Here is a 19,855-nt window from a genome sequence, read left to right as displayed (position 1 = left end):
TTGTTTCCTCAGACTTTCCGATTATTTCGTGGACATATGCACTCGAGGCCCAGTTACGTCAAGAAACAAGCGAAAAAAGTAATAATCCGGCGACAAAGCGCCGCTATTTCCTGGATTAACGACGATTCAAACGGCGTTCCAGCCAGCGCAGCCCGAGTGACAGGCTGATTGTCAGAACCAGGTATATATAGGCGACGATGGAGTAGGTTTCAAAGAAGCGGAAGGAACCTGAGGCATAGACCTTGCCCATCTGGGTTACGTCGACGACGCCAAGAACCGAGACAAGCGAAGAATCCTTCACCATCGAGATAAAATCATTGCCGTAGGGCGGCAGAATGGTGCGGATCGCCTGCGGCATGACGATCAGCCGGAACCGTTGAAACCGCTTGAGGCCCAACGCTTTCGCAGCTTCGATCTGCCCCTTGTCGACGGCTTGGATGCCCGCCCGGAAAATCTCTGCGAGAAAGGCGGCGTAGGCCAGCATCAACGCGATGATCGCGCGCCAGAGCAGCGAGAAATCGCGAACTTGCAGTGGATCGAGAAGCCCTGCCGCCTGCAGCGGCTGCGTCATGAAATTCCACAGCCAGACTGCGGCCGGCGCGCCGACAAAGGCGATGTAGAACAGCAGCACGAGCAAGGGGATGCCGCGAACAATCTCGACATAAAACCGCGCGGTCTGCCTTATTGCGATATGATCTGAAAGGCTCATTACCGCAAGGAGAAGACCGAGGGCCGACGCGAGGAAGAAGGCCAGCAGCGAAACCCAGATCGTAATCCAGATACCTTGCGAGACGGTAGTGAAGACCTGCCCGTAGATCGGACTGACGAGAATGGCGATGCCGAGTGCAACGGCAATGGTTCCCGCAACAAGCAGCCACCACGGGAAATCATTCTTCGCGGAAGGTCCCCTGTTCTTCGTGTTGTCGGGCACAGTCGGGATTACTGCCCGAGTTTGTAGTCGAGGAACCATTTCTTGTTGAGCGCATCGAAGGTGCCATCCGCTTTCAGCGCAGCGATAGCTGCATTGACTGGCGCGACGAGATCAGAACCCTTCGGGAAGATGAAACCGAAATCCTCGGCGCCGAGCGGCCCGCCGATCAGCTTCAAGGCACCACCGGACGCATCGACATAGCCCTTGCCGGCCGTGCTGTCAGTAAGAACGAGATCGACATCGCCGGTCTTCAGCGCCTGGATGGTTGCGCCGAATGTCTCGAAAAGCTTGATGCGCGGGTTCTGCTCATTACCGTCCAGCACATTATAGACGGCCACGTAGAAATTGCTGGTACCGGGCTGCGCACCGACGAGTGTATCCTTGGCGTCGGCGAAGCTTTTCGGATCGGTAAAGCGGCTCTCGTCGCCGCGCACCAGCATGAACTGTTCCGAACGCATATAGGGTTCTGAGAAATCCACCTTCTGCTTGCGCTCGTCATTGATGGTGATGCCGGTCATGCCGATCTGGTACTGATTGTCGGAAACAGCCTGGATCATCGCGTCCCAGCTGGTGTTGAGATATTCGACTTTGAAATTGAGCCGTTTGGCGATCTCGTTCATGGCGTCATACTCCCAGCCGACAGCCTTGCCCGTCTTCGGGTCGACGAATTGGAGCGGCGGATAGGCATTTTCCGTCACGACCGCGACTTTCCGCCCGCCGAGATCGGGCAAGTCCGCAGCCCATGCTGAAAACGGCGTCAGGGCGAGTATCAGCCCTGCCAGAAGAACGGATCGCAAGTTCATCTCAAACCCCTGTCACGTGTTTGCGTCGGCAACAGATTTCACCTTGCCACTGGCTCGTCAATCCCTGCAAGCACGTCTGTTCCTTCTGCGCCGTGAAGACAGAGGATATTTTGCGCGGCAAACAAAAAAGGCGGTCCGAAGACCGCCTTTTTCAAATTGACTTGGACCGCGCTTATTCAGCGGCAGGTGCCTTGGCAACGGTTGCTTCCGAGACTGTCTCGGCTGCACCGGTTGCAGGAACAGTTGTCTTGTTCTTGCGATTGTCTTTCTTCTCGACGATACGGGCAGCCTTACCGGTGAGGCCACGCAGATAGTACAGCTTGGCGCGACGTACCTTACCGCGACGAACGATATCGACGCCTTCGACCAGCGGAGAAATGACCGGGAATACGCGCTCGACGCCTTCGCCATAGGAAATCTTGCGGACCGTGAAGTTCTCGTTGATGCCAGCGCCGTTGCGGGCGATGCAAACGCCTTCATAGGCCTGAACGCGGGTACGGGTACCTTCCGTCACGCGGACGTTTACACGAACGGTGTCGCCTGGGCGGAAATCCGGGAGCACGCGCTTGGCTTCGATTTTTGCTCTCTGCTCGAGATCGAGCTGACGAATAATATCGACGGTCATCGTCTTCATCCTTTGTTTTTCAAACAGTCAGAGCGCTCGACACTTGAAACATAGCAACCTGGCCACATTTCTATGCCTCCGACGAAGCAGGAGCGAATTCACCATTCATTGATTAATGGCCATTGTTAATGGACTTGGGTATTTCCCGAGTTGGCGGGCTGATACACCATAAAACCCGGTTTGTCACCTACACTGGCGATTCTTTTTGCCTGCTTATTTCTTTAGTGACGCTCTATGCGCCTGCCAAAGATCCGGCCGGCGCTCCTTCGTCAACTGTTCTGCTTCCGAACGCCGCCATTTATCGATAGCGCCGTGGTTGCCAGAGAGGAGCACATCGGGAATGCGCCGCCCTTCCCATTCCTGCGGCTTGGTATAGTGCGGATGTTCAAGAAGGCCGGTCTCGAAACTCTCGGTTTCCCCGGACATGATATTGCCCATCACACCCGGCAGAAGCCTGACGATCGCATCGAGAATGACGATTGCGGCTGTCTCGCCGCCGGAAAGGATGTAGTCGCCAATCGAGATTTCTTCGAAATTCCGGGCCTCGATCAACCGTTCGTCCACACCTTCGAAACGTCCGCAGAGCATGATCGCGCCTGGACCCGCAGCCAGTTCCCGTACACGGGCCTGGGTCAAGGTTTTGCCGCGCGGAGTCATGTAAAGTTTCGGACGCCCGTCAGCTACATGCCCACCTGATACATGATCGACCGCACGGGCGAGAACATCCGCTTTCATCACCATGCCGGCGCCACCGCCCGCTGGCGTGTCATCGACCATGCGATGCTTGTCGGTGGTGAAGTCGCGTATCTGCACCGTTTCCAGTGACCACGCGCCGTCCACAAGCGCTTTTCCGGCAAGCGACACCCCAAGCGGTCCCGGAAACATTTCCGGATAAAGCGTCAGCACAGTGGCGCGAAAACCGCCCTCAACTGTGGTCATGGCTGCTTCTTCCCGCCATGCTCATCGCCAAGTTGCCGGCGCCGTTCCTCATCTTCGTTCTCGTCGGCGATGAGCCCGGCGGCTGCGGGATCGATAATGATATGGCCAGCCTTGATATCCACATGCGGCACCGCGAGCATCGTAAACGGGATCAGCATCGGGCGCTTGCCCGGCATGGTTAGTTCCAGCAAATCGCCGCCGCCGAAATCGAACATGGCCGATACCTTGCCATGCCTATTGCCTTCAGCGTCGATCGCCTCGAGCCCGATCAGGTCCGAATGGTAGTATTCGTCCTCGTCGAGATCCTGCGGCAGCTGCGAGCGATCTATGAACAAGGTCGTGCCATTGAGGGCCTCGGCCATGTTGCGATCGTTCACTCCGCGAAAGCGCACGACGACCACCGTCTTCGCCGGTCGGATATCAAGCACCTCGAAAGGCCTGCCGGTCACGTCGTAAAGCGGTCCGTAGTCCGCCAGCGCCATTGGGTCGCCGGTGAAGGTTTTCACCCTGAGCTCTCCGCGCGTGCCATGCGCCGCACCGATCACCGCCAACTGCACCGGATCGTTCAACTTCGCCATTGGGCTTCTTCCATATTGTTCATTCAGCATCGAATTAGAGCAAAGCCGGAGCAAATCCAAGGACGAAACGACTCCGTAAGAAGTCATGTGGCATAGTCCGGGCAGATTAGCTAAGGAGCGATGCCATGGGCGTCCAGCCACAAACCGAGCAGTTTCTTGTTTCCGCTCGACCTGATCTGATCGATGCGCGCGAAAACTGGCTGAAATCGCTGAAGAACACGCGGCGGCTGGCAGCCAACACATTGGAAGCCTATGAGCGCGACACACGCCAGTTCTTCCAGTTTCTCACCGGGCATCTCGGCGAACCTCCAGCACTGAAGGACGTGGCGACACTACGGATCGCCGATCTGCGCTCATTTCTGGCGCGGCGGCGCAATGACGGCGCCGGTGCGCGTACGCTCGGCCGCGGGCTTGCCGGGATACGTTCATTTCTGCGCTTCCTCGAAAAGCAGGGCATGGCCAACGCTGCTGCTTCGATCGCCATGCGGGCGCCGCGCCAGCCGAAATCCCTGCCCAAGCCGCTGACGATGGTGGACGCGCGGCGTGTCGTCGAGAAGGGCGAACAGCTGAACGAAGAACCATGGATCGCGGCCCGCAATGCTGCGGTTCTGACCCTGCTTTACGGTTGCGGCTTGCGCATTTCCGAAGCGCTCGGTCTCGATGGCGGCGCGCTGACCGATCCGGATGCGCGCTCGATCCTGATTACCGGCAAGGGTGGCAAGACCCGCATGGTGCCATTGCTGCCTGTCGTACACAGGGCCGTTGCCGAATATCGCGCGCTCTGTCCCTACGATCTCGAAGAGGGCAGGCCGCTGTTTCGCGGCGCGCGCGGCGGCGAACTGCACCCGGCCATCATCCAGCGTGACATGCAGAAGATGCGCGGCGCGCTCGGCCTGCCAGACACGGCGACACCGCACGCCTTGCGCCATTCGTTTGCCACGCATCTGCTGGGGCGCGGCGGCGATCTGCGCACGATCCAGGAGTTGCTCGGCCACGCCAGCCTGTCGACGACGCAGGTCTATACCGGCGTCGATACGGAGCGATTGATGGAAATTTACGCCAAAGCCCATCCCCGCGCCTGAATACGGACAATTTACCGGCGGAGATTAGGGTTAGGACCCATTGATATGATCGAAATGGCGCATGAAACGGCAAGAAGGTGCGAGGAGAGATGTGAAGGGCGGGGTCTTTCCCCCGGCCGAGCAGTTCGACACTGCAGCTTGCAGCCGTTTCGGCGTCCGCAGGATAGGGTCCATTTGCCCGGCTACTTTGTCGCAAAGGCTCGACAATGGATAAACATTGCCATCGCCTTTGCTCCTCGTATCCGAACAAATGGCCTACTACCATTTCGACCAGATCAATGGGTCCTGACCCTACGTTTTCTCTGCAGGCTTACGGATAGATACCAGGCATGAACGACACCAATAATCTCACTTCGCTTGATCATATAGCAGATAGCTTGCTGCGGCTTTGCCTCGTACTGAGCTGGCTGCTCTTGGCTTCGCTCTTCGTGGTGGCCTCTAGCGTGACACGCGCTGGGGCCGAAGAGGTCTCGTGCGGCGGCCATGATCTGATTGCGGAAATGGCAAGGACCAATCCGGCAAAGCTTGATGCCTTGCGGAAGGAGGCCGCGGAGACCGTAAACGGCAAGGGTCTGCTGTGGAAGATAGAGAAATCCGGAACACAACCATCCTATCTCTATGGCACGATGCATCTGACCGATCCGCGCGTACTCAAGCTTTCCGATGCGGCTGAAGCCGCCTATCGGGGTGCTGGCACTGTCGTCATAGAAACAGATGAGGTCCTCGACCCGAAGGCCCCAATGAAGGTCATGGCCGAAACGCCGGAACTGATGATGTTCATGGACGGCAATACGCTGGACAAGATCATTCCCCAGGACGAGCTTGAGACGGTCAGGACTGCGCTGTCAGAGCGGGGTATCTCGCTTGCCGCGGTCAATCGGATGCAGCCCTGGATGCTGACCAGCATGCTCGCCATGCCGGCATGCGAGTTCGCCCGCAAGAAGGAAGGCGCAGCTTTTCTCGATATCAAGCTGGCGGAAGACGCCAAGGCACAAGGCAAGCAGATTGCCGGTCTTGAGACCATCAAGGATCAACTCGGCGCCATGGCGTCGCTGCCAACACAGTTTCACATCGACGGATTGATCGAGACACTGACACTCGGGTCGAAACTGCCGGATGTCTTCGAAACGATGACCGTACTTTATACCCAAGGCGATATCGGCATGATCTTTCCCTTGATGCGTTCGGTATCTCCCGACACCACAAGTGGCGCGAATTATGCCGAGTTCGAGGAGAAGATGGTCAATGCGCGCAACCGGACCATGGCAGAGCGTGCCGTGCCAATCGTAGCCAAGGGCAATGCTTTCATAGCAGTCGGCGCACTGCACCTGCCCGGCGAGCAAGGTCTTGTTTCACTGCTGAGAAGCAAAGGCTACACAGTCACCGCAGACTGATAGTCTTACCAAGTATTGATGTGATGAACCGTCCTATATCGGGCAAAACGTCAAAAAGCATCGTTAGGACGGCAACGGCGATTTCCGGAACTTTCCTGACCAATAATCGTTGTGCTCTTCGGAATGTACTGAAAAGTCATGGAGGACACGAAATGACATACGATCCAAACCTGCAGCAGCGGCCGATGGAAAGCGATCCGAACAATCCGAGATCAACCATTGTTAAAAGCGGTGGTGGCGGCGGATTCCTGATCGCCGGGATTATCATAGCTGCGTTGGTGATCGGCGGCTACTTCTTCCTCAATCGTAGCGATACCGGTATGAGCCCGACGGCTCCGACACCGCCTGCTGCGACTGACACAACACCGGCACCGGCTACACCCGAGCCGCCAGCAGCGACTGCACCTGCACCGACTGCTCCGGCTCCTGCAGAACCTGCTCCGGCACCAACTACGCCGGCTCCGGCTCCTGCACCCGCTCAATAATTAGCGAGGACACAGAAAAGGCCCGGATCTCCGGGCCTTTTTTGATACGATTATCAAGAAAACCTACATGTGGATCGGCTTGAAGAAAGTCGCCAGAGCGGCTTCGCGCACGGCTTCCGACATGGTCGGGTGAGCGTGTGTCGTGCGCGCCAAATCCTCTGAAGAACCGCCAAATTCCATCAGCACAGTTGCTTCGTGGATCATTTCACCAGCACCATAACCCAGAATATGGACACCGAGCACCCGGTCGCTCGCCTTGTCAGCCAGGATTTTCACAAAACCGTCCGTGTGCAGCATGGCACGGGCACGGCCATTGGCCGTGAACGGAAATTTGCCGGCTTTGTATTCGATGCCTGCCGCCTTCAGCTCTTCCTCCGTCTTGCCGACAGACGCCACTTCGGGCTGCGTATAGACCACGCTCGGGATTGCATCGTAATTGACGTGGCCCACCTGTCCGGCGAGGATCTCGGCAACGGCAATGCCTTCATCCTCCGCCTTGTGCGCCAGCATCGCACCATCGACGACATCGCCAATGGCATAGATTCCCGGGATATTCGTCTGCCAATGGTCATTGATGGCGACACGTCCGCGATCATCGACTGCAACGCCGGCCTCCTTCAGGCCCACACCGTCCGTATAGGGTTTGCGGCCGGTTGAGACGAGCACTACGTCGGCCTCGATGGTTTGGGCTTCGCCACCCTTGACCGGCTCGAACGTGATCTTGGCGCCTTTTCCGGATTTTTCAACGCCGGTCACCTTGGCGCTCATCTTGAAGTCGATGCCCTGCTTTTCCAGCATGCGCTGGAACTGGCGCGAGACTTCACCGTCCATTGGTCCGAGGATCTTGTCCAGATACTCGACGACTGTGACCTTCGATCCGAGACGCGACCAGACCGATCCGAGCTCGAGGCCAATGACGCCGCCACCAACCACAATGAGACGTTCCGGCACTTTTTCAAGTTCCAGAGCGCCAGTCGAGGATATGATCACCTTCTCATCGAATTCGACATTGACGCCGGGAATGCCGGCCACATCCGAACCGGTAGCGATGACGATGTTTTTCGCTTCAATCTCCTGAACCGTGCCGTCTTCGGCGGTCACGGAAACCTTGCCGGCTGCCAAAATCTTGCCTGTGCCTATGAACGTGTCGATCTTGTTCTTCTTGAACAAGAACGCCACGCCATTGACGTTGGCTTCGACCGTTGCATCCTTATGGGCAAGCATGGCAGGAAGATTGAGCTTTGGCGTGCCGACATCGACACCCAAAGTGGCATGGGAATGACCCGCCTCATGGAACACTTCGGAGGCGTGCAACAGTGCCTTTGACGGGATGCAGCCGATATTGAGGCAGGTTCCGCCGAAAGTAGCGCGCTTCTCGATCACCGCGGTCTTGAGGCCAAGCTGCGCGGCCTTGATCGCGCAGACGTAGCCACCCGGACCTGTTCCGATGACGACGACATCATATGCCATGATTGATTCCTTCTCTTGCGACGGTGCCAACAACTTACTGTTCGGGCACGCATTCTTTGAAGCGGAAGACTTCCCAGGGAAAAGTCTCGATGGGTTTTTCAGTTTTGAAATTGAACTTGCTGATGGAACTGGAAAAATCCGGCAGGAGCAACGCCTGTGCAGCCGGTTCCTTGGCTAGGGGCAGCAGGTCGGCGTCAGCTCCCTCCTTCAACGCATAAATGACGCCGCGCCAAACGGTGCACGCCTGCAGTTCGTCACCGGTAACGTCGCCGCTCGGGCACTTGTGCATGATGATGCCATTGGGTCTTGCAATGCCCTCATTCCACATGACCACGCCATCAAGCTTCAGATCGCTGTCGTTCATCTCGATAGAGAATTCATTCGATGTCATGACAGGCTGATCTTCGGGAACATGCTTGAACTTCAGTGTATAAGCATCATCCCTGTCAGTGTAGATCGCGCGATCCTGCGTACAGGCGGCAGAGGCAGGAGCAGTAAATAGAGCCGACCCCAAGAGAGCAGCTAGAATACGTGCAGAACGGGAATAAACACGCGAATCCATCAATACTCTAACTCTCGGATTTGACACGACGGGCCAGCTGTTCTCCCTTGCGGGAGCAAAGCCAGCACCGTCGCATTTGTTAAAGATCGAGAACAAGACGCTCCGGATCCTCGAGGCTTTCCTTGACGCGAACAAGGAACGTCACGGCTTCCTTGCCATCGACGATGCGATGATCGTAGCTCAGCGCCAGATACATCATCGGACGAATAACGATCTGCCCGCCGACAACCACCGGGCGATCCTGGATCTTGTGCATGCCAAGAATGCCCGACTGGGGAGCATTGAGGATCGGCGAGGACATCAGGGAGCCGTAGACGCCGCCGTTGGAAATGGTGAATGTGCCGCCCTGCATGTCAGCCATGGACAGCGCGCCATCACGTGCAGCCTTGCCGAGGCGGCCGATTTCCTTTTCGATCTCGGCGATCGACATCTGGTCAGCATTGCGCACGACCGGAACGACAAGACCCCGGTCCGTGCCGACAGCGACGCCAACGTGAGCGAAGTTCTTGTAGATGATATCGTTGCCGTCGATTTCGGCGTTGACCGATGGCACTTCCTTCAGCGCGTGCGTTACGGCCTTGGTGAAAAAGCCCATGAAGCCGAGCTTGACGCCATGCTTCTTCTCGAAAATTTCCTTGTAGCGATTGCGCAGATCCATGACAGCCGACATATCCACCTCATTATAGGTGGTCAGCATGGCGGCAGTGTTCTGTGCATCCTTCAACCGGCGCGCAATTGTCTGACGCAGACGGGTCATTTTCACCCGCTCTTCGCGCGACGCGTCGTCGGCAGACGATGCGGGACGAGCCGCAACAGGCTTGGATGCTTCCGCTGCGGCGGACTGGGCCGTGATGCCTTTGGCAACGGCATCGAGCACATCACCCTTGAGCACCTGTCCACGCTTGCCGGACCCCTCGACCTGAGAGAGGGAAACGCCTTTCTCGGCAAGAATCTTGGACGCAGCAGGGGAAGCCGGCATCTCGCTTGGTTTGCGTTCGGTAATGGCCGGCTCACCGGCGACTTCGGCGGTCTTTGCTTCTGCTTCCTTGGTCGAAGCAGCAGCAGCACTGCCCGAGGCCTGCGCGGTAGCTTCCGGCTTTGCCTCCGCCTTCTTGGCAGGAGCCGCTGCAGCGCCATCACCGGAACCGATCATACCAAGCAGGGCACCGACTTCGACCGTATCACCCTCCTTTGCAGTGATTTCAGCGAGCGAGCCGGCAGAAGATGCCGGCACCTCGATCGTCACCTTGTCGGTTTCGAGTTCGACCAGAGGCTCGTCAACGGCAATCGCATCGCCGACATTTTTAAACCATTTGCCAATTGTCGCTTCGGAAACGGATTCGCCCAGCGTTGGGACGCGGATTTCGGTGGCCATGTTCTCGTTCTTCCGTTGATCGTCTACTGTTCAATTATGAACCCAAAGCATCTTCAAGGAATGCTTCAAGCTGTGCAAGGTGTTTGGACATCAGGCCCGTTGCCGTCGAGGCTGCAGCAGGACGTCCGGTGTAACGGACGCGCTGATGCTTGGCATCGATATGCGCGAGGACCCATTCCAGATAGGGATCGATGAATGCCCAGGCGCCCATGTTCTTGGGCTCTTCCTGACACCAGACCATTTCCGCATTGCGGAAGCGGGAGAGCTCGGTGATCAGGGCTTTTGCCGGGAATGGATAAAGCTGCTCGACACGCAGAAGATAGACATCGTCTATGCCGCGCTTTTCGCGCTCTTCGTAAAGGTCGTAGTAGACCTTGCCGGAGCACAATACCACGCGGCGGATCTTCGAGTCCTTCTGCAGCTTGATCGGCTGATCCTTGAGGAGTTGCGCATCATCCCACAGCAAGCGGTGGAACGATGAATCGCCCGTGAAATCTCCGATCGACGAGACGGCACGCTTGTGACGCAGCAAGGATTTCGGTGTCATCAGGATAAGCGGCTTGCGGAAATCGCGTTTCATCTGACGGCGCAGGATATGGAAGTAGTTAGCCGGCGTCGTGCAATTCGCGACCTGCATATTATCTTCGGCGCAAAGCTGGAGATAACGCTCGAGCCGGGCCGAGGAATGTTCCGGCCCCTGACCTTCATAGCCATGCGGCAGCAGGCAGACAAGACCAGACATGCGCAGCCACTTACGCTCGCCCGAGGAGATGAACTGGTCGAAGATGACCTGTGCGCCATTGGCGAAATCACCGAACTGCGCTTCCCACAGGGTCAGCGCTCTCGGATCGGACAGCGAATAACCATATTCAAAGCCGAGCACAGCCTCTTCCGAAAGCATCGAATTGATGACTTCGTAGATTGCCTGGCCCTTCTGCAGATTGTTGAGCGGGATATAGCGCTTCTCGGTATCCTGATCATAAAGCACCGAATGACGCTGGCTGAACGTGCCGCGCTCGACATCCTGGCCAGACAGGCGCACCGGATGGCCTTCCGTGACCAGTGAACCGAACGCCAAAGCTTCGGCAGTCGCCCAATCGAAGCCCTCGCCGGTCTCGATCATCTTGGCGCGGTTATCCTGGAAACGCTGGATGGTCCGGTGCACATTGAGCCCTGGGGGAACTTCGGCGAGCTTCCTGCCGATTTCCTTCAAGGTCTTCACCGGCAGCCCGGTCTTGCCGCGCCGCTGCTCATCGGCATTGTCGGCCGTCCGCAGGCCGCTCCACGCACCGTCAAGCCAATCAGCCTTGTTTGGTTTGTAATGCTGGCCCGCTTCGAATTCCTGTTCGAGACTTTCACGCCATGCTGCGCGCATCTTGTCGAGGTCCGCCTCGGTGATAAGCTCTTGTTCGATCAGCTTCTGGGAATAAACCTGGACCGTCGTCTTTTGACTGCGGATCGTCTTGTACATGATCGGCTGCGTGAATGCGGGCTCATCACCTTCATTGTGGCCGAACCGGCGATAACAGAACATGTCGATGACGACTGGCTTATGGAACGTCATGCGATATTCGGTGGCAATCTTCGCCACGTAAACAACGGCCTCGGGATCGTCGCCATTGACGTGGAAGATCGGCGCTTCGATCATTTTCGCCACATCCGAGGGATAGGGCGAGGAACGAGAGAAGCGCGGATTGGTGGTGAACCCGATCTGGTTGTTGATGATGAAATGTACGGTCCCGGCAACGCGGTGGCCGCGCAGACCTGACAGTCCGAGACATTCGGCGACAACGCCTTGACCGGCGAACGCCGCATCGCCATGCAGAAGCAGCGGCATGATCTTGGCACGCTCGGACAGCGGCACAATCTCATCGCGGGCATTCCCGGCAATGAGATCCTGTTTAGCGCGCGCCTTGCCCATGACGACCGGATTGACGATCTCGAGGTGCGAAGGATTGGCGGTAAGCGACAGGTGAACCTTGTTGCCGTCGAACTCGCGATCCGATGAGGCGCCAAGGTGATACTTCACGTCACCGGAACCTTCAACGTCATCCGGCGTATAGGAACCGCCCTTGAACTCATGGAAAATCGCGCGGTGCGGTTTGCGCATGAACTGGCTGAGAACATTCAACCGGCCGCGATGCGCCATGCCGAGAACGATTTCCTTCAGGCCCATGGAACCGCCGCGCTTGACGATCTGCTCAAGCGCCGGGATGAGCGACTCGGCGCCATCGAGGCCGAAACGCTTGGTGCCCTTGTATTTGACGTCGATGAACTGCTCGAAACCTTCGGCCTCGATCAGCTTCGACAGGATGGCCCTTTTGCCTTCCGCCGTGAAAGCGACGCCCTTGTCCGGCCCTTCGATTCGTTCCTGAATCCAGGCTTTTTCCACCGGATCGGAAATATGCATGAACTCGACGCCGATAGTCGAACAGTAGGTGCGCTGCAGGATGTCGAGCATCTGCGGTATCGTCGCATATTCGAGACCCAGCACATTGTCGATGAATATCTTGCGGTCGTAGTCGGCCGGCGAAAACCCGTAGCTCTCGGGCGACAGCTCATTATAATCTTCCTTGACTTCGGCAAGGCCGAGCGGGTCAAGTTTGGCATGCAGATGACCACGCATGCGATAGGCACGGATCATCATGATTGCGCGTACGGAATCGCGGGCAGCATGGATGATATCCGAATCTGACGCTGGCACCTGAAGGGCAACGGCAGCGCCATTGGTCGCTGCTGCGCCGTTGGCACTCTTGGCCTTCAACTTGTCGGTGATGTGCTTTTCGACTTCGCCCCAATTGCCGTCGAGCGCTGAAACGAGCTCGCCATTGCTGGTAATCGGCCAGTTCGGCTTCTCCCAGGACGCGCCCTTGGCATTGGCGATGACGTCAGCCTTGCTGTCGTTGAGGTTGGCGAAGAATTCCTGCCATTCGGCATCCACCGATGCCGGATCCTGCTCGTAACGCGCGTGCAATTCCTCGATATAATTGGCGTTGCCGCCATAGAGAAATGAGGTGAGAGCGAAAAGATCGTTGGCCTGTTCTTGACGTGCCATGTTCGTGACCGGAGCCCTGCTCCGTCTCCTTTTCTGGTGGTTGACCGGGGCGACTACCGTCCCGATCCATTCTCGCTATGTTGACATCTCAGCCCTTGAGGACTTCGACCAATGTCTTGCCAAGCTGTGCCGGCGAAGGTGAAACGCGGATGCCCGCGGCTTCCATCGCTGCGATCTTGTCTTCCGCGCCGCCCTTGCCGCCAGAGATGACAGCGCCGGCATGACCCATCGTGCGTCCGGGAGGTGCCGTACGTCCGGCAATGAAACCAGCCATCGGCTTCTTGCGGCCACGCTTTGCTTCGTCGGCAATGAACTGCGCTGCATCTTCTTCAGCCGAGCCGCCGATTTCACCGATCATGATGATCGATTTGGTCGCCTCGTCGGCAAGGAACATTTCCAGGACGTCGATGAACTCGGTGCCCTTCACAGGGTCGCCGCCGATACCGACTGCAGTCGTCTGGCCGAGGCCCTCGTTCGTCGTCTGAAACACAGCTTCATAGGTAAGTGTCCCTGAGCGCGATACAACACCCACCGAACCCTTCTTGAAGATATTGCCGGGCATGATGCCGATCTTGCATTCTTCCGGCGTCAGGACGCCAGGGCAGTTCGGGCCGATCAGGCGCGAGGTCGAACGGTCGAGGCGTGCCTTGACGCGAACCATGTCCATGACGGGAATACCTTCGGTGATGCAGATGATCAAAGGAATCTCTGCCTCGATGGCTTCCAGAATTGCTTCTGCTGCGCCTGCAGGCGGAACGTAGATGACCGACGCATTGGCGCCTGTACGATCCTTGCCTTCCGCAACCGTAGCGAAAATCGGCAGCTGCGCGCTCGAACCGGTCGGCAGATTGCCTTCCCAGGTCTCGCCGCCCTTTTTCGGATGGATGCCGCCGACCATCTGGGTGCCGTAATAGGCCAAGGCCTGCTCGGTATGGAATGTACCGGTCTTGCCGGTGAGGCCCTGAACGAGAACCTTGGTGTCTTTGTTGACCAGAATAGACATGCCTCAGTTCCCCTTCACAGCTGCGACGATTTTCTGCGCCGCATCATCGAGATCGTCCGCAGAGACGACATTCAGACCGCTTTCATTGATGATTTTCTTGCCGAGTTCGGCATTGGTACCTTCGAGGCGAACGACGAGCGGGACCTTGAGGCCGACTTCCTTGACCGCAGCGATCACCCCTTCAGCGATGATATCGCATTTCATGATGCCGCCGAAGATATTGATCAGGATGCCTTTGACCGCGGGATCGGCCGTGATGATCTTGAACGCAGCCGTGACCTTCTCCTTGCTGGCGCCACCGCCGACATCGAGGAAGTTCGCTGGCTCAGCACCATACAGCTTGATGATGTCCATCGTTGCCATGGCGAGACCGGCACCATTGACCATGCAGCCGATATTGCCGTCGAGGGCCACATAGGCGAGGTCATATTTCGAAGCCTCAATCTCCTTGGCGTCCTCTTCGGTCGTATCGCGGAGTTCGACAACGTCGGGATGGCGGAACAGCGCGTTGCCATCGAACGACACCTTGGCATCGAGAACCCGCAAGCGGCCGTCTTTCATAACGATCAGCGGATTGACCTCGAGCAAGCTCATGTCCTTCTCGGTGAAGGCCTTGTAGAGGATCGGGAAAAGCGTCTCGCCGTCGGCCTTGGCTTCACCCGCCAGGCCGTACGCGTCATTGATCTTGGCGGTATCTTCTGCAGTCACGCCTTTTTCCGGATCAATCGAAACGGTGATGATCTTTTCCGGCGTGTCGTGCGCGACGCCTTCGATATCCATCCCACCCTCAGTGGAAACAACGAAAGCCGGGCGCCCGGTAGCGCGATCGATCAGAATCGACAGATAGAGCTCGCGCTCGATGTCGGCGCCGTCTTCGATGTAGAGGCGGTTTACCTGCTTGCCGGCAGGGCCGGTCTGCTTGGTGACCAGCGTGTTGCCGAGCATTTCCTTCGCATTGGCAACGACCTCCTCAACCGATCTCGAAAGGCGTACGCCACCTTTTGCATCCGGTCCGAGTTCCTTGAACTTGCCCTTGCCGCGCCCGCCCGCATGGATCTGGCTCTTCACCACATAAAGCGGACCGGGCAACGTCTTCGCCCACTCTTCCGCTTGTTCGACGGAATAGACGGCGACGCCATTGGCGATCGGGGCACCGAATGAGTGCAACAGACGCTTGGCCTGATATTCGTGAATATTCATATGATATTTCCTCTACGAATAATCCGCACACATAGGTGCGGATCGTTTCAGAATTGTTTCAGGCCCGAGTTACTTCAGGTTCGGAGCAATGTTGATGCAGGCCTCACACAGACCCGCAACAGAAGCGACCGAAGCCTCGAATTGTTTCTGTTCGGTCTTGTTGAGATCGATTTCGATGACGCGCTCGACACCACCGGCGCCGATGATGACCGGGACGCCGACATACATGTCCTTGACGCCATACTGGCCGGAAAGATGCGCTGCGACGGGAAGAACGCGCTTCTTGTCCTTGAGGAAAGCTTCAGCCATCTGGATAGCTGACGATGCCGGCGCATAGAAAGCAGAACCCGTTTTCAGCAGGCCGACGATTTCGGCGCCGCCATCGCGGGTACGCTGGATGATCTGATCGAGGTTCTCCTGGCTGGTCCAACCCATCTTGACGAGATCCGGAAGCGGGATACCCGCAACGGTCGAATAGCGTGCAAGCGGCACCATGCTGTCGCCGTGACCACCGAGAACGAAGGCGGTGACATCCTCAACGGAGACTTTGAACTCGTCAGCAAGGAAATAACGGAAGCGTGCGCTATCAAGAATACCGGCCATGCCGACAACCATATTCTTCGGCAGACCGGAGAACTTCTGCAATGCCCAGACCATGGCGTCCAGCGGATTGGTGATGCAGATCACGAAAGCGCCGGGGGCGTACTTCTTGATGCCCGCACCGACCTGCTCCATGACCTTGAGGTTGATACCGAGAAGATCATCGCGGCTCATGCCTGGCTTGCGCGGTACTCCGGCGGTAACGATCACCACGTCCGCGCCTTCGATTGCCGAATAATCATTGGCGCCGACGAGACTGGCGTCGAAATCGTCGACTGGCGACGACTGGGCGATGTCCAGTCCCTTGCCCTGCGGTATGCCTTCTGCGATGTCGAAAAGCACGATATCACCGAGCTCCTTGAGCCCGATCAGATGTGCAAGCGTTCCACCGATCATGCCTGAACCGATGAGGGCGATTTTATTACGTGCCATGCTGATTACTTCCTTGATCTGAAGTCTTGACGGACGCCAAAGGACACATCGCAATATTGAGGCAGCCCACGGGCAAACCTTTTACCACATGTCTTTGCGCTGGGACGTTCGAATATTCCTCTTTCAAAAATAACTCAACATAAAATTTTCACCCTAATAAATTCAATCGGTTAGAATTGATGGGATTTACGTAAACGTCAATTCTATTCGCTCCACGGCAGCCAAACCCCGTTGTTTTTAACACAGGCAACATATCAAAATGATGAAAGAATGGCGAGCCGCATCGCACTCAATTGATGGGTCAAATCCCGGCGGATCGTGCCTCCGCGACAGGCTCGAGCTTGCCTGCTTCCGCCAGATAGTCTTCGCTCTGCATCTCGAACAACCGCGATGCCGTACGATCAAATTCAAAGGCCTCTGTACCTGACTTTGCCACGTAAAGCTGGTCCGGTGAGGCGGCCGCCGAGATCACCACGTGAACATGGTGGTCATAAAGAATATCGATCAGGATGATGAATCGCTTGGCTTCATTGCGTCTCGGCTGGTCGAGTACCGGCACAGCATCGATAAAGATTGTCTGATAGCGCTTGATGATCGCGGTATAATCTGCTGCCCCGAGCGGCTTCGAGCAAAGATCGGCAAAGGTAAAACGCGCGACGTGCCGCGCTGCATGCGGAATGACGACCGTGCGGCCTTTGACCTTGACGCTATCTTGCGTGATCGTCGCGCCATCGGTTGCAGCGTGCCAGGCCTCATCCATCAGCCGGTTCGTCTCGTCGTCGAGTGGCGAAAGAAAAACCGGCATGCGGTTCAGCTTCTCCAGGCGATAATCCGTGCGCGCGTCGAGGTTGATGACATCCACGTGGGTTTTCAGAAGGTCGACGAACGGCAGGAAAAGCTGGCGGTTGAGACCGTCGCGATAAAGATTGTCCGGCGCGACATTAGAAGTAGCAACGAGCACCACGCCACGCTCGAAGAGCGCTCGAAACAGGCGCGACAGGATCATTGCATCGGCGATATCGGTCACCGTGAATTCGTCGAAACACAGAACCCACGCCTGTTCTGCCAACGCATCGGCGACTGGCGGAATAGGATCCTCCTGTTTCGTCTCGCCCTTCTTGAGAGCCTGGCGGTGCGCATTGATGCGTTCATGCACATCCGCCATGAAATCGATAAAATGTGCCCGGCGTTTGCGTTTGACCGGCACCAGTTGATGGAACATGTCCATCAGCATGGTCTTGCCGCGACCGACTTCGCCATGGATGTACAGGCCCTTGACGATCTCGTGCCGAGGCGCCTTTCGGCTGAACAGCCAGCCCAGCGCACTGGATTTTGTTGCCAGACGCTTCGTCGCCACGTCGTGGATCAAACGATCAAATCGACTGGCAAGACGCTGTTGCGATGGATCGTCGTCCAAATCTCCTGCATGCACAAGCGCATCGTAGCGCTCACGCACGGAGGGAAATACTTTCAGATTATCGTGCGACATGCGAAATGCAGTCTCCGGGTGCGCCCGTGGCGCACTCCAACTTTAGCTAACGTGACAGGCTGACGTTCTGCCCGCCCGAAGTCTGGCCATCGAACTTCGACTGGCCGGAAGAATAGAGTTTTGCCACTGTACCGCCAGCTGCATCATAAAGCGTGAGCTGTTTGCCACTCACAGCCCAGGAAGAGAGGTTGGCAAGTTCGCCCGGGCAGCGCAGAGGACCGGCTCGGTAGCCTTGGCCGAACTTGGTCTGCGGCGTCGCGATCTTGCAGCTCTGCCCGCCCATCGAAGCATTCCACACGCCGGCGACGCTGCTGGCAGTAAGGTCTGGTGCGTTTTCCGGGGGAAGCGCGGCGACCTGCGTATTGCCCTGGGGCGCTGGAGTTGCGTTACCCGTTGTCGGCGCCGTCGGAAACTGATTGGTCCCGCCCGGTGGTGGCAGCTGGCTCTGGCTCACCGAGCCTGATGGTGCCGGCTGCAATGGTGCAGGCGCGGTAGAGACAGGATCCATCCGTGAACTCTGGCATCCCGCCAGCGCCATGCCGACAACGGCGACGGCCAGCAAATTGACTTTCAAAGTCCCCATAACTTCAGTTCTCCATCTGCGCATTTGAACTCGGAATGCGATTCCATTCGGCGCTCGTTAACTATCAATACAATGGCGATAGCGGCGAAATTTCAACCCGCACCCCAGAAAAAGCGCTGTTTTTCTGACTGAACCGGCCATCAGGACCATCAAAATATGGTGGAACTGACAATATCGCCACACCTTCCAAAGCTGCCCGCGGTCAACCTGGACCCGCGGTATTAACCAATTCAATCATTTCAAGGTGAATAAAGTCTTATGCATCGCAGCAAGCAATGACGGAAATGTGTAAACAACGCCGTTGAACTAACCCGCATCGTAAGATATTTCCTGAGTATGACACTCATGAATAAATCTCCGCAACGAATCCGCCATGAAGCCCGGCTCCGCCTCCTCGACGTGCATGCCGTCAAACACATCACTCCATTGATGTTGCGTGTAACCCTTGCAGGCGATCAGCTCGCGGGTTTCAGCAGCCCGGGCTATGCGGATCATATCAAGATTTTCTTTCCGCCCGCAGGAAGCGAACCCGTTATGCCGGTGCTGGGGTCAGATGGCCTCGCTTTTCCGGCAGATAGCCCGCGCCCGGAAATGCGGGATTACACGCCGCGCGCCTATGACGCGGCCTCCAATACGCTGGAGGTAGATTTTGTCCTGCATGGGGATGGCCCCGCCTCAAGCTGGGCTGCGCAGGCGAAAGGCGGCCAAAAGATCGTGATTGGTGGACCCCGCGGCTCGCTAGTCATCCCTGACGCTTTCGATTGGTACTTGCTTGCCGGCGACGAAACGGCCTTGCCAGCCATTAGCCGCCGCCTGGAGGAACTGCCATCCTCGGCGCGGGCTATCGCGATAATCGAGGTCGCCAGCAGAGAAGAAGAACAGCTGCTTGATACCCAAGCCCAAGCAGAGATCATCTGGGTACATCGCAATGGCGCGGAAGCCGGTAACAACAATTTATTGTTGCGCAGAATCGAGCAGCTCGATCTGCCCGAGGGGGACTGCTACGCCTTCATCGCCGCCGAAAGCAGCATTTCAAAGGCTGTACGCAATCATCTCGTTGACCAACGCGGCTTCAATGCCGAGTGGGTCAAGGCAGCCGGCTACTGGTTGCGCGGCGTCGCCGATGCGCACGAGCCGCACTGAACGCTGGCAGACCACAACGCCAGTATCGATGCCGCGCAGCATTGGTGCGCGCTGGCACTGGCATTTCTTCCCCTTTTCCGCCATATAAGCCCTCTATCGACAGATG

Annotated in this window: 18 protein-coding genes; 4 read left to right on the top strand and 14 right to left on the bottom strand. The window is 57.2% G+C overall.

Features of this window, described 5'->3' with window-relative positions; translation table 11 throughout:
- Nucleotides 1-115: 115 nt before the first annotated feature.
- From N8E88_RS18160 to rimM, 5 genes are all read right to left on the bottom strand, one after another.
- Nucleotides 116-940, bottom strand: coding sequence for an amino acid ABC transporter permease (locus tag N8E88_RS18160; protein WP_410010685.1), 825 nt, complete (start codon nt 938-940; stop codon nt 116-118).
- Entirely contained in the window at nt 940-1,734 is a 795-nt protein-coding gene (locus N8E88_RS18155; RefSeq protein ID WP_262294889.1) for a basic amino acid ABC transporter substrate-binding protein, read from the bottom strand. The genes N8E88_RS18160 and N8E88_RS18155 overlap by 1 nt, the downstream gene beginning before the upstream one ends.
- Nucleotides 1,735-1,906: 172 nt before the next feature.
- Nucleotides 1,907-2,359, bottom strand: a complete 453-nt coding sequence (gene rplS, locus N8E88_RS18150; RefSeq protein WP_112525226.1) for a 50S ribosomal protein L19 — start codon at nt 2,357-2,359, stop codon at nt 1,907-1,909.
- A gap of 213 nt (nt 2,360-2,572) precedes the next feature.
- The gene (gene trmD, locus N8E88_RS18145; RefSeq protein WP_262294888.1) at nt 2,573-3,298 is read right to left on the bottom strand and encodes a tRNA (guanosine(37)-N1)-methyltransferase TrmD; all 726 of its coding nucleotides are present in this window, start codon (nt 3,296-3,298) and stop codon (nt 2,573-2,575) included.
- Entirely contained in the window at nt 3,295-3,876 is a 582-nt protein-coding gene (gene rimM / locus N8E88_RS18140) for a ribosome maturation factor RimM (protein ID WP_262294887.1), read from the bottom strand. The genes trmD and rimM overlap by 4 nt, the downstream gene beginning before the upstream one ends.
- Before the next feature lie 125 nt (nt 3,877-4,001).
- Here rimM and N8E88_RS18135 point away from each other — a divergent pair, with 125 nt between their 5' ends.
- The 3 genes from N8E88_RS18135 to N8E88_RS18125 all read left to right on the top strand — a co-directional run bounded on the left by N8E88_RS18135 (nt 4,002) and on the right by N8E88_RS18125 (nt 6,837).
- Nucleotides 4,002-4,958 carry a tyrosine recombinase XerC gene (locus tag N8E88_RS18135; RefSeq protein WP_262294886.1) on the top strand — a complete coding sequence of 319 codons (957 nt, stop codon included), beginning with the start codon at nt 4,002-4,004 and terminating at the stop codon, nt 4,956-4,958.
- A 329-nt stretch (nt 4,959-5,287) separates the two neighbouring features.
- Entirely contained in the window at nt 5,288-6,352 is a 1,065-nt protein-coding gene (locus tag N8E88_RS18130; protein WP_262294885.1) for a TraB/GumN family protein, read from the top strand.
- Between the two features lie 152 nt (nt 6,353-6,504).
- Nucleotides 6,505-6,837: a hypothetical protein gene (locus N8E88_RS18125; protein ID WP_262294884.1), complete on the top strand. Its 333-nt coding sequence runs from the start codon at nt 6,505-6,507 to the stop codon at nt 6,835-6,837.
- Between the two features lie 63 nt (nt 6,838-6,900).
- On the opposite strand, the gene lpdA is transcribed toward N8E88_RS18125, so the two are convergent.
- From lpdA to N8E88_RS18080, 9 genes are all read right to left on the bottom strand, one after another.
- Entirely contained in the window at nt 6,901-8,307 is a 1,407-nt protein-coding gene (gene lpdA, locus N8E88_RS18120; protein WP_262294883.1) for a dihydrolipoyl dehydrogenase, read from the bottom strand.
- 34 nt (nt 8,308-8,341) lie between these two features.
- Nucleotides 8,342-8,869, bottom strand: coding sequence for a hypothetical protein (locus tag N8E88_RS18115; RefSeq protein WP_262294882.1), 528 nt, complete (start codon nt 8,867-8,869; stop codon nt 8,342-8,344).
- Between the two features lie 79 nt (nt 8,870-8,948).
- Nucleotides 8,949-10,244, bottom strand: a complete 1,296-nt coding sequence (gene odhB, locus N8E88_RS18110; protein ID WP_262294881.1) for a 2-oxoglutarate dehydrogenase complex dihydrolipoyllysine-residue succinyltransferase — start codon at nt 10,242-10,244, stop codon at nt 8,949-8,951.
- A 34-nt stretch (nt 10,245-10,278) separates the two neighbouring features.
- Nucleotides 10,279-13,299 (bottom strand): 2-oxoglutarate dehydrogenase E1 component, encoded by a 3,021-nt coding sequence (locus tag N8E88_RS18105; RefSeq protein ID WP_262294880.1) that lies wholly within the window; start codon nt 13,297-13,299, stop codon nt 10,279-10,281.
- Between the two features lie 88 nt (nt 13,300-13,387).
- Complete coding sequence (gene sucD / locus N8E88_RS18100) at nt 13,388-14,302, bottom strand: succinate--CoA ligase subunit alpha (protein WP_114429646.1); 915 nt, start codon at nt 14,300-14,302, stop codon at nt 13,388-13,390.
- Nucleotides 14,303-14,305: 3 nt separating this feature from the next.
- Nucleotides 14,306-15,502 (bottom strand): ADP-forming succinate--CoA ligase subunit beta, encoded by a 1,197-nt coding sequence (sucC, locus tag N8E88_RS18095; protein WP_262294879.1) that lies wholly within the window; start codon nt 15,500-15,502, stop codon nt 14,306-14,308.
- Between the two features lie 69 nt (nt 15,503-15,571).
- Nucleotides 15,572-16,534, bottom strand: coding sequence for a malate dehydrogenase (gene mdh, locus N8E88_RS18090; RefSeq protein WP_262294878.1), 963 nt, complete (start codon nt 16,532-16,534; stop codon nt 15,572-15,574).
- Nucleotides 16,535-16,835: 301 nt separating this feature from the next.
- Complete coding sequence (gene zapE, locus N8E88_RS18085) at nt 16,836-18,023, bottom strand: cell division protein ZapE (RefSeq protein ID WP_262294877.1); 1,188 nt, start codon at nt 18,021-18,023, stop codon at nt 16,836-16,838.
- 46 nt (nt 18,024-18,069) lie between these two features.
- On the bottom strand, nt 18,070-18,606 hold the full coding sequence (locus N8E88_RS18080) for a protease inhibitor Inh/omp19 family protein (RefSeq protein ID WP_262294876.1): 537 nt from the start codon (nt 18,604-18,606) through the stop codon (nt 18,070-18,072).
- A 336-nt stretch (nt 18,607-18,942) separates the two neighbouring features.
- Between N8E88_RS18080 and N8E88_RS18075 the strand changes: the two genes are divergently transcribed.
- A complete protein-coding gene (locus N8E88_RS18075) occupies nt 18,943-19,749 on the top strand; it encodes a siderophore-interacting protein (RefSeq protein WP_262294875.1) in 807 nt (268 codons plus the stop codon).
- Nucleotides 19,750-19,855: the final 106 nt, after the last annotated feature.

This window comes from Phyllobacterium zundukense, from assembly GCF_025452195.1.
GTDB classification, from domain to species: Bacteria; Pseudomonadota; Alphaproteobacteria; order Rhizobiales; family Rhizobiaceae; genus Phyllobacterium; species Phyllobacterium zundukense_A.
The sequence above is the reverse complement of the archived record's forward strand: the minus strand, read 5'-3'. Positions and strand labels throughout refer to the sequence as shown.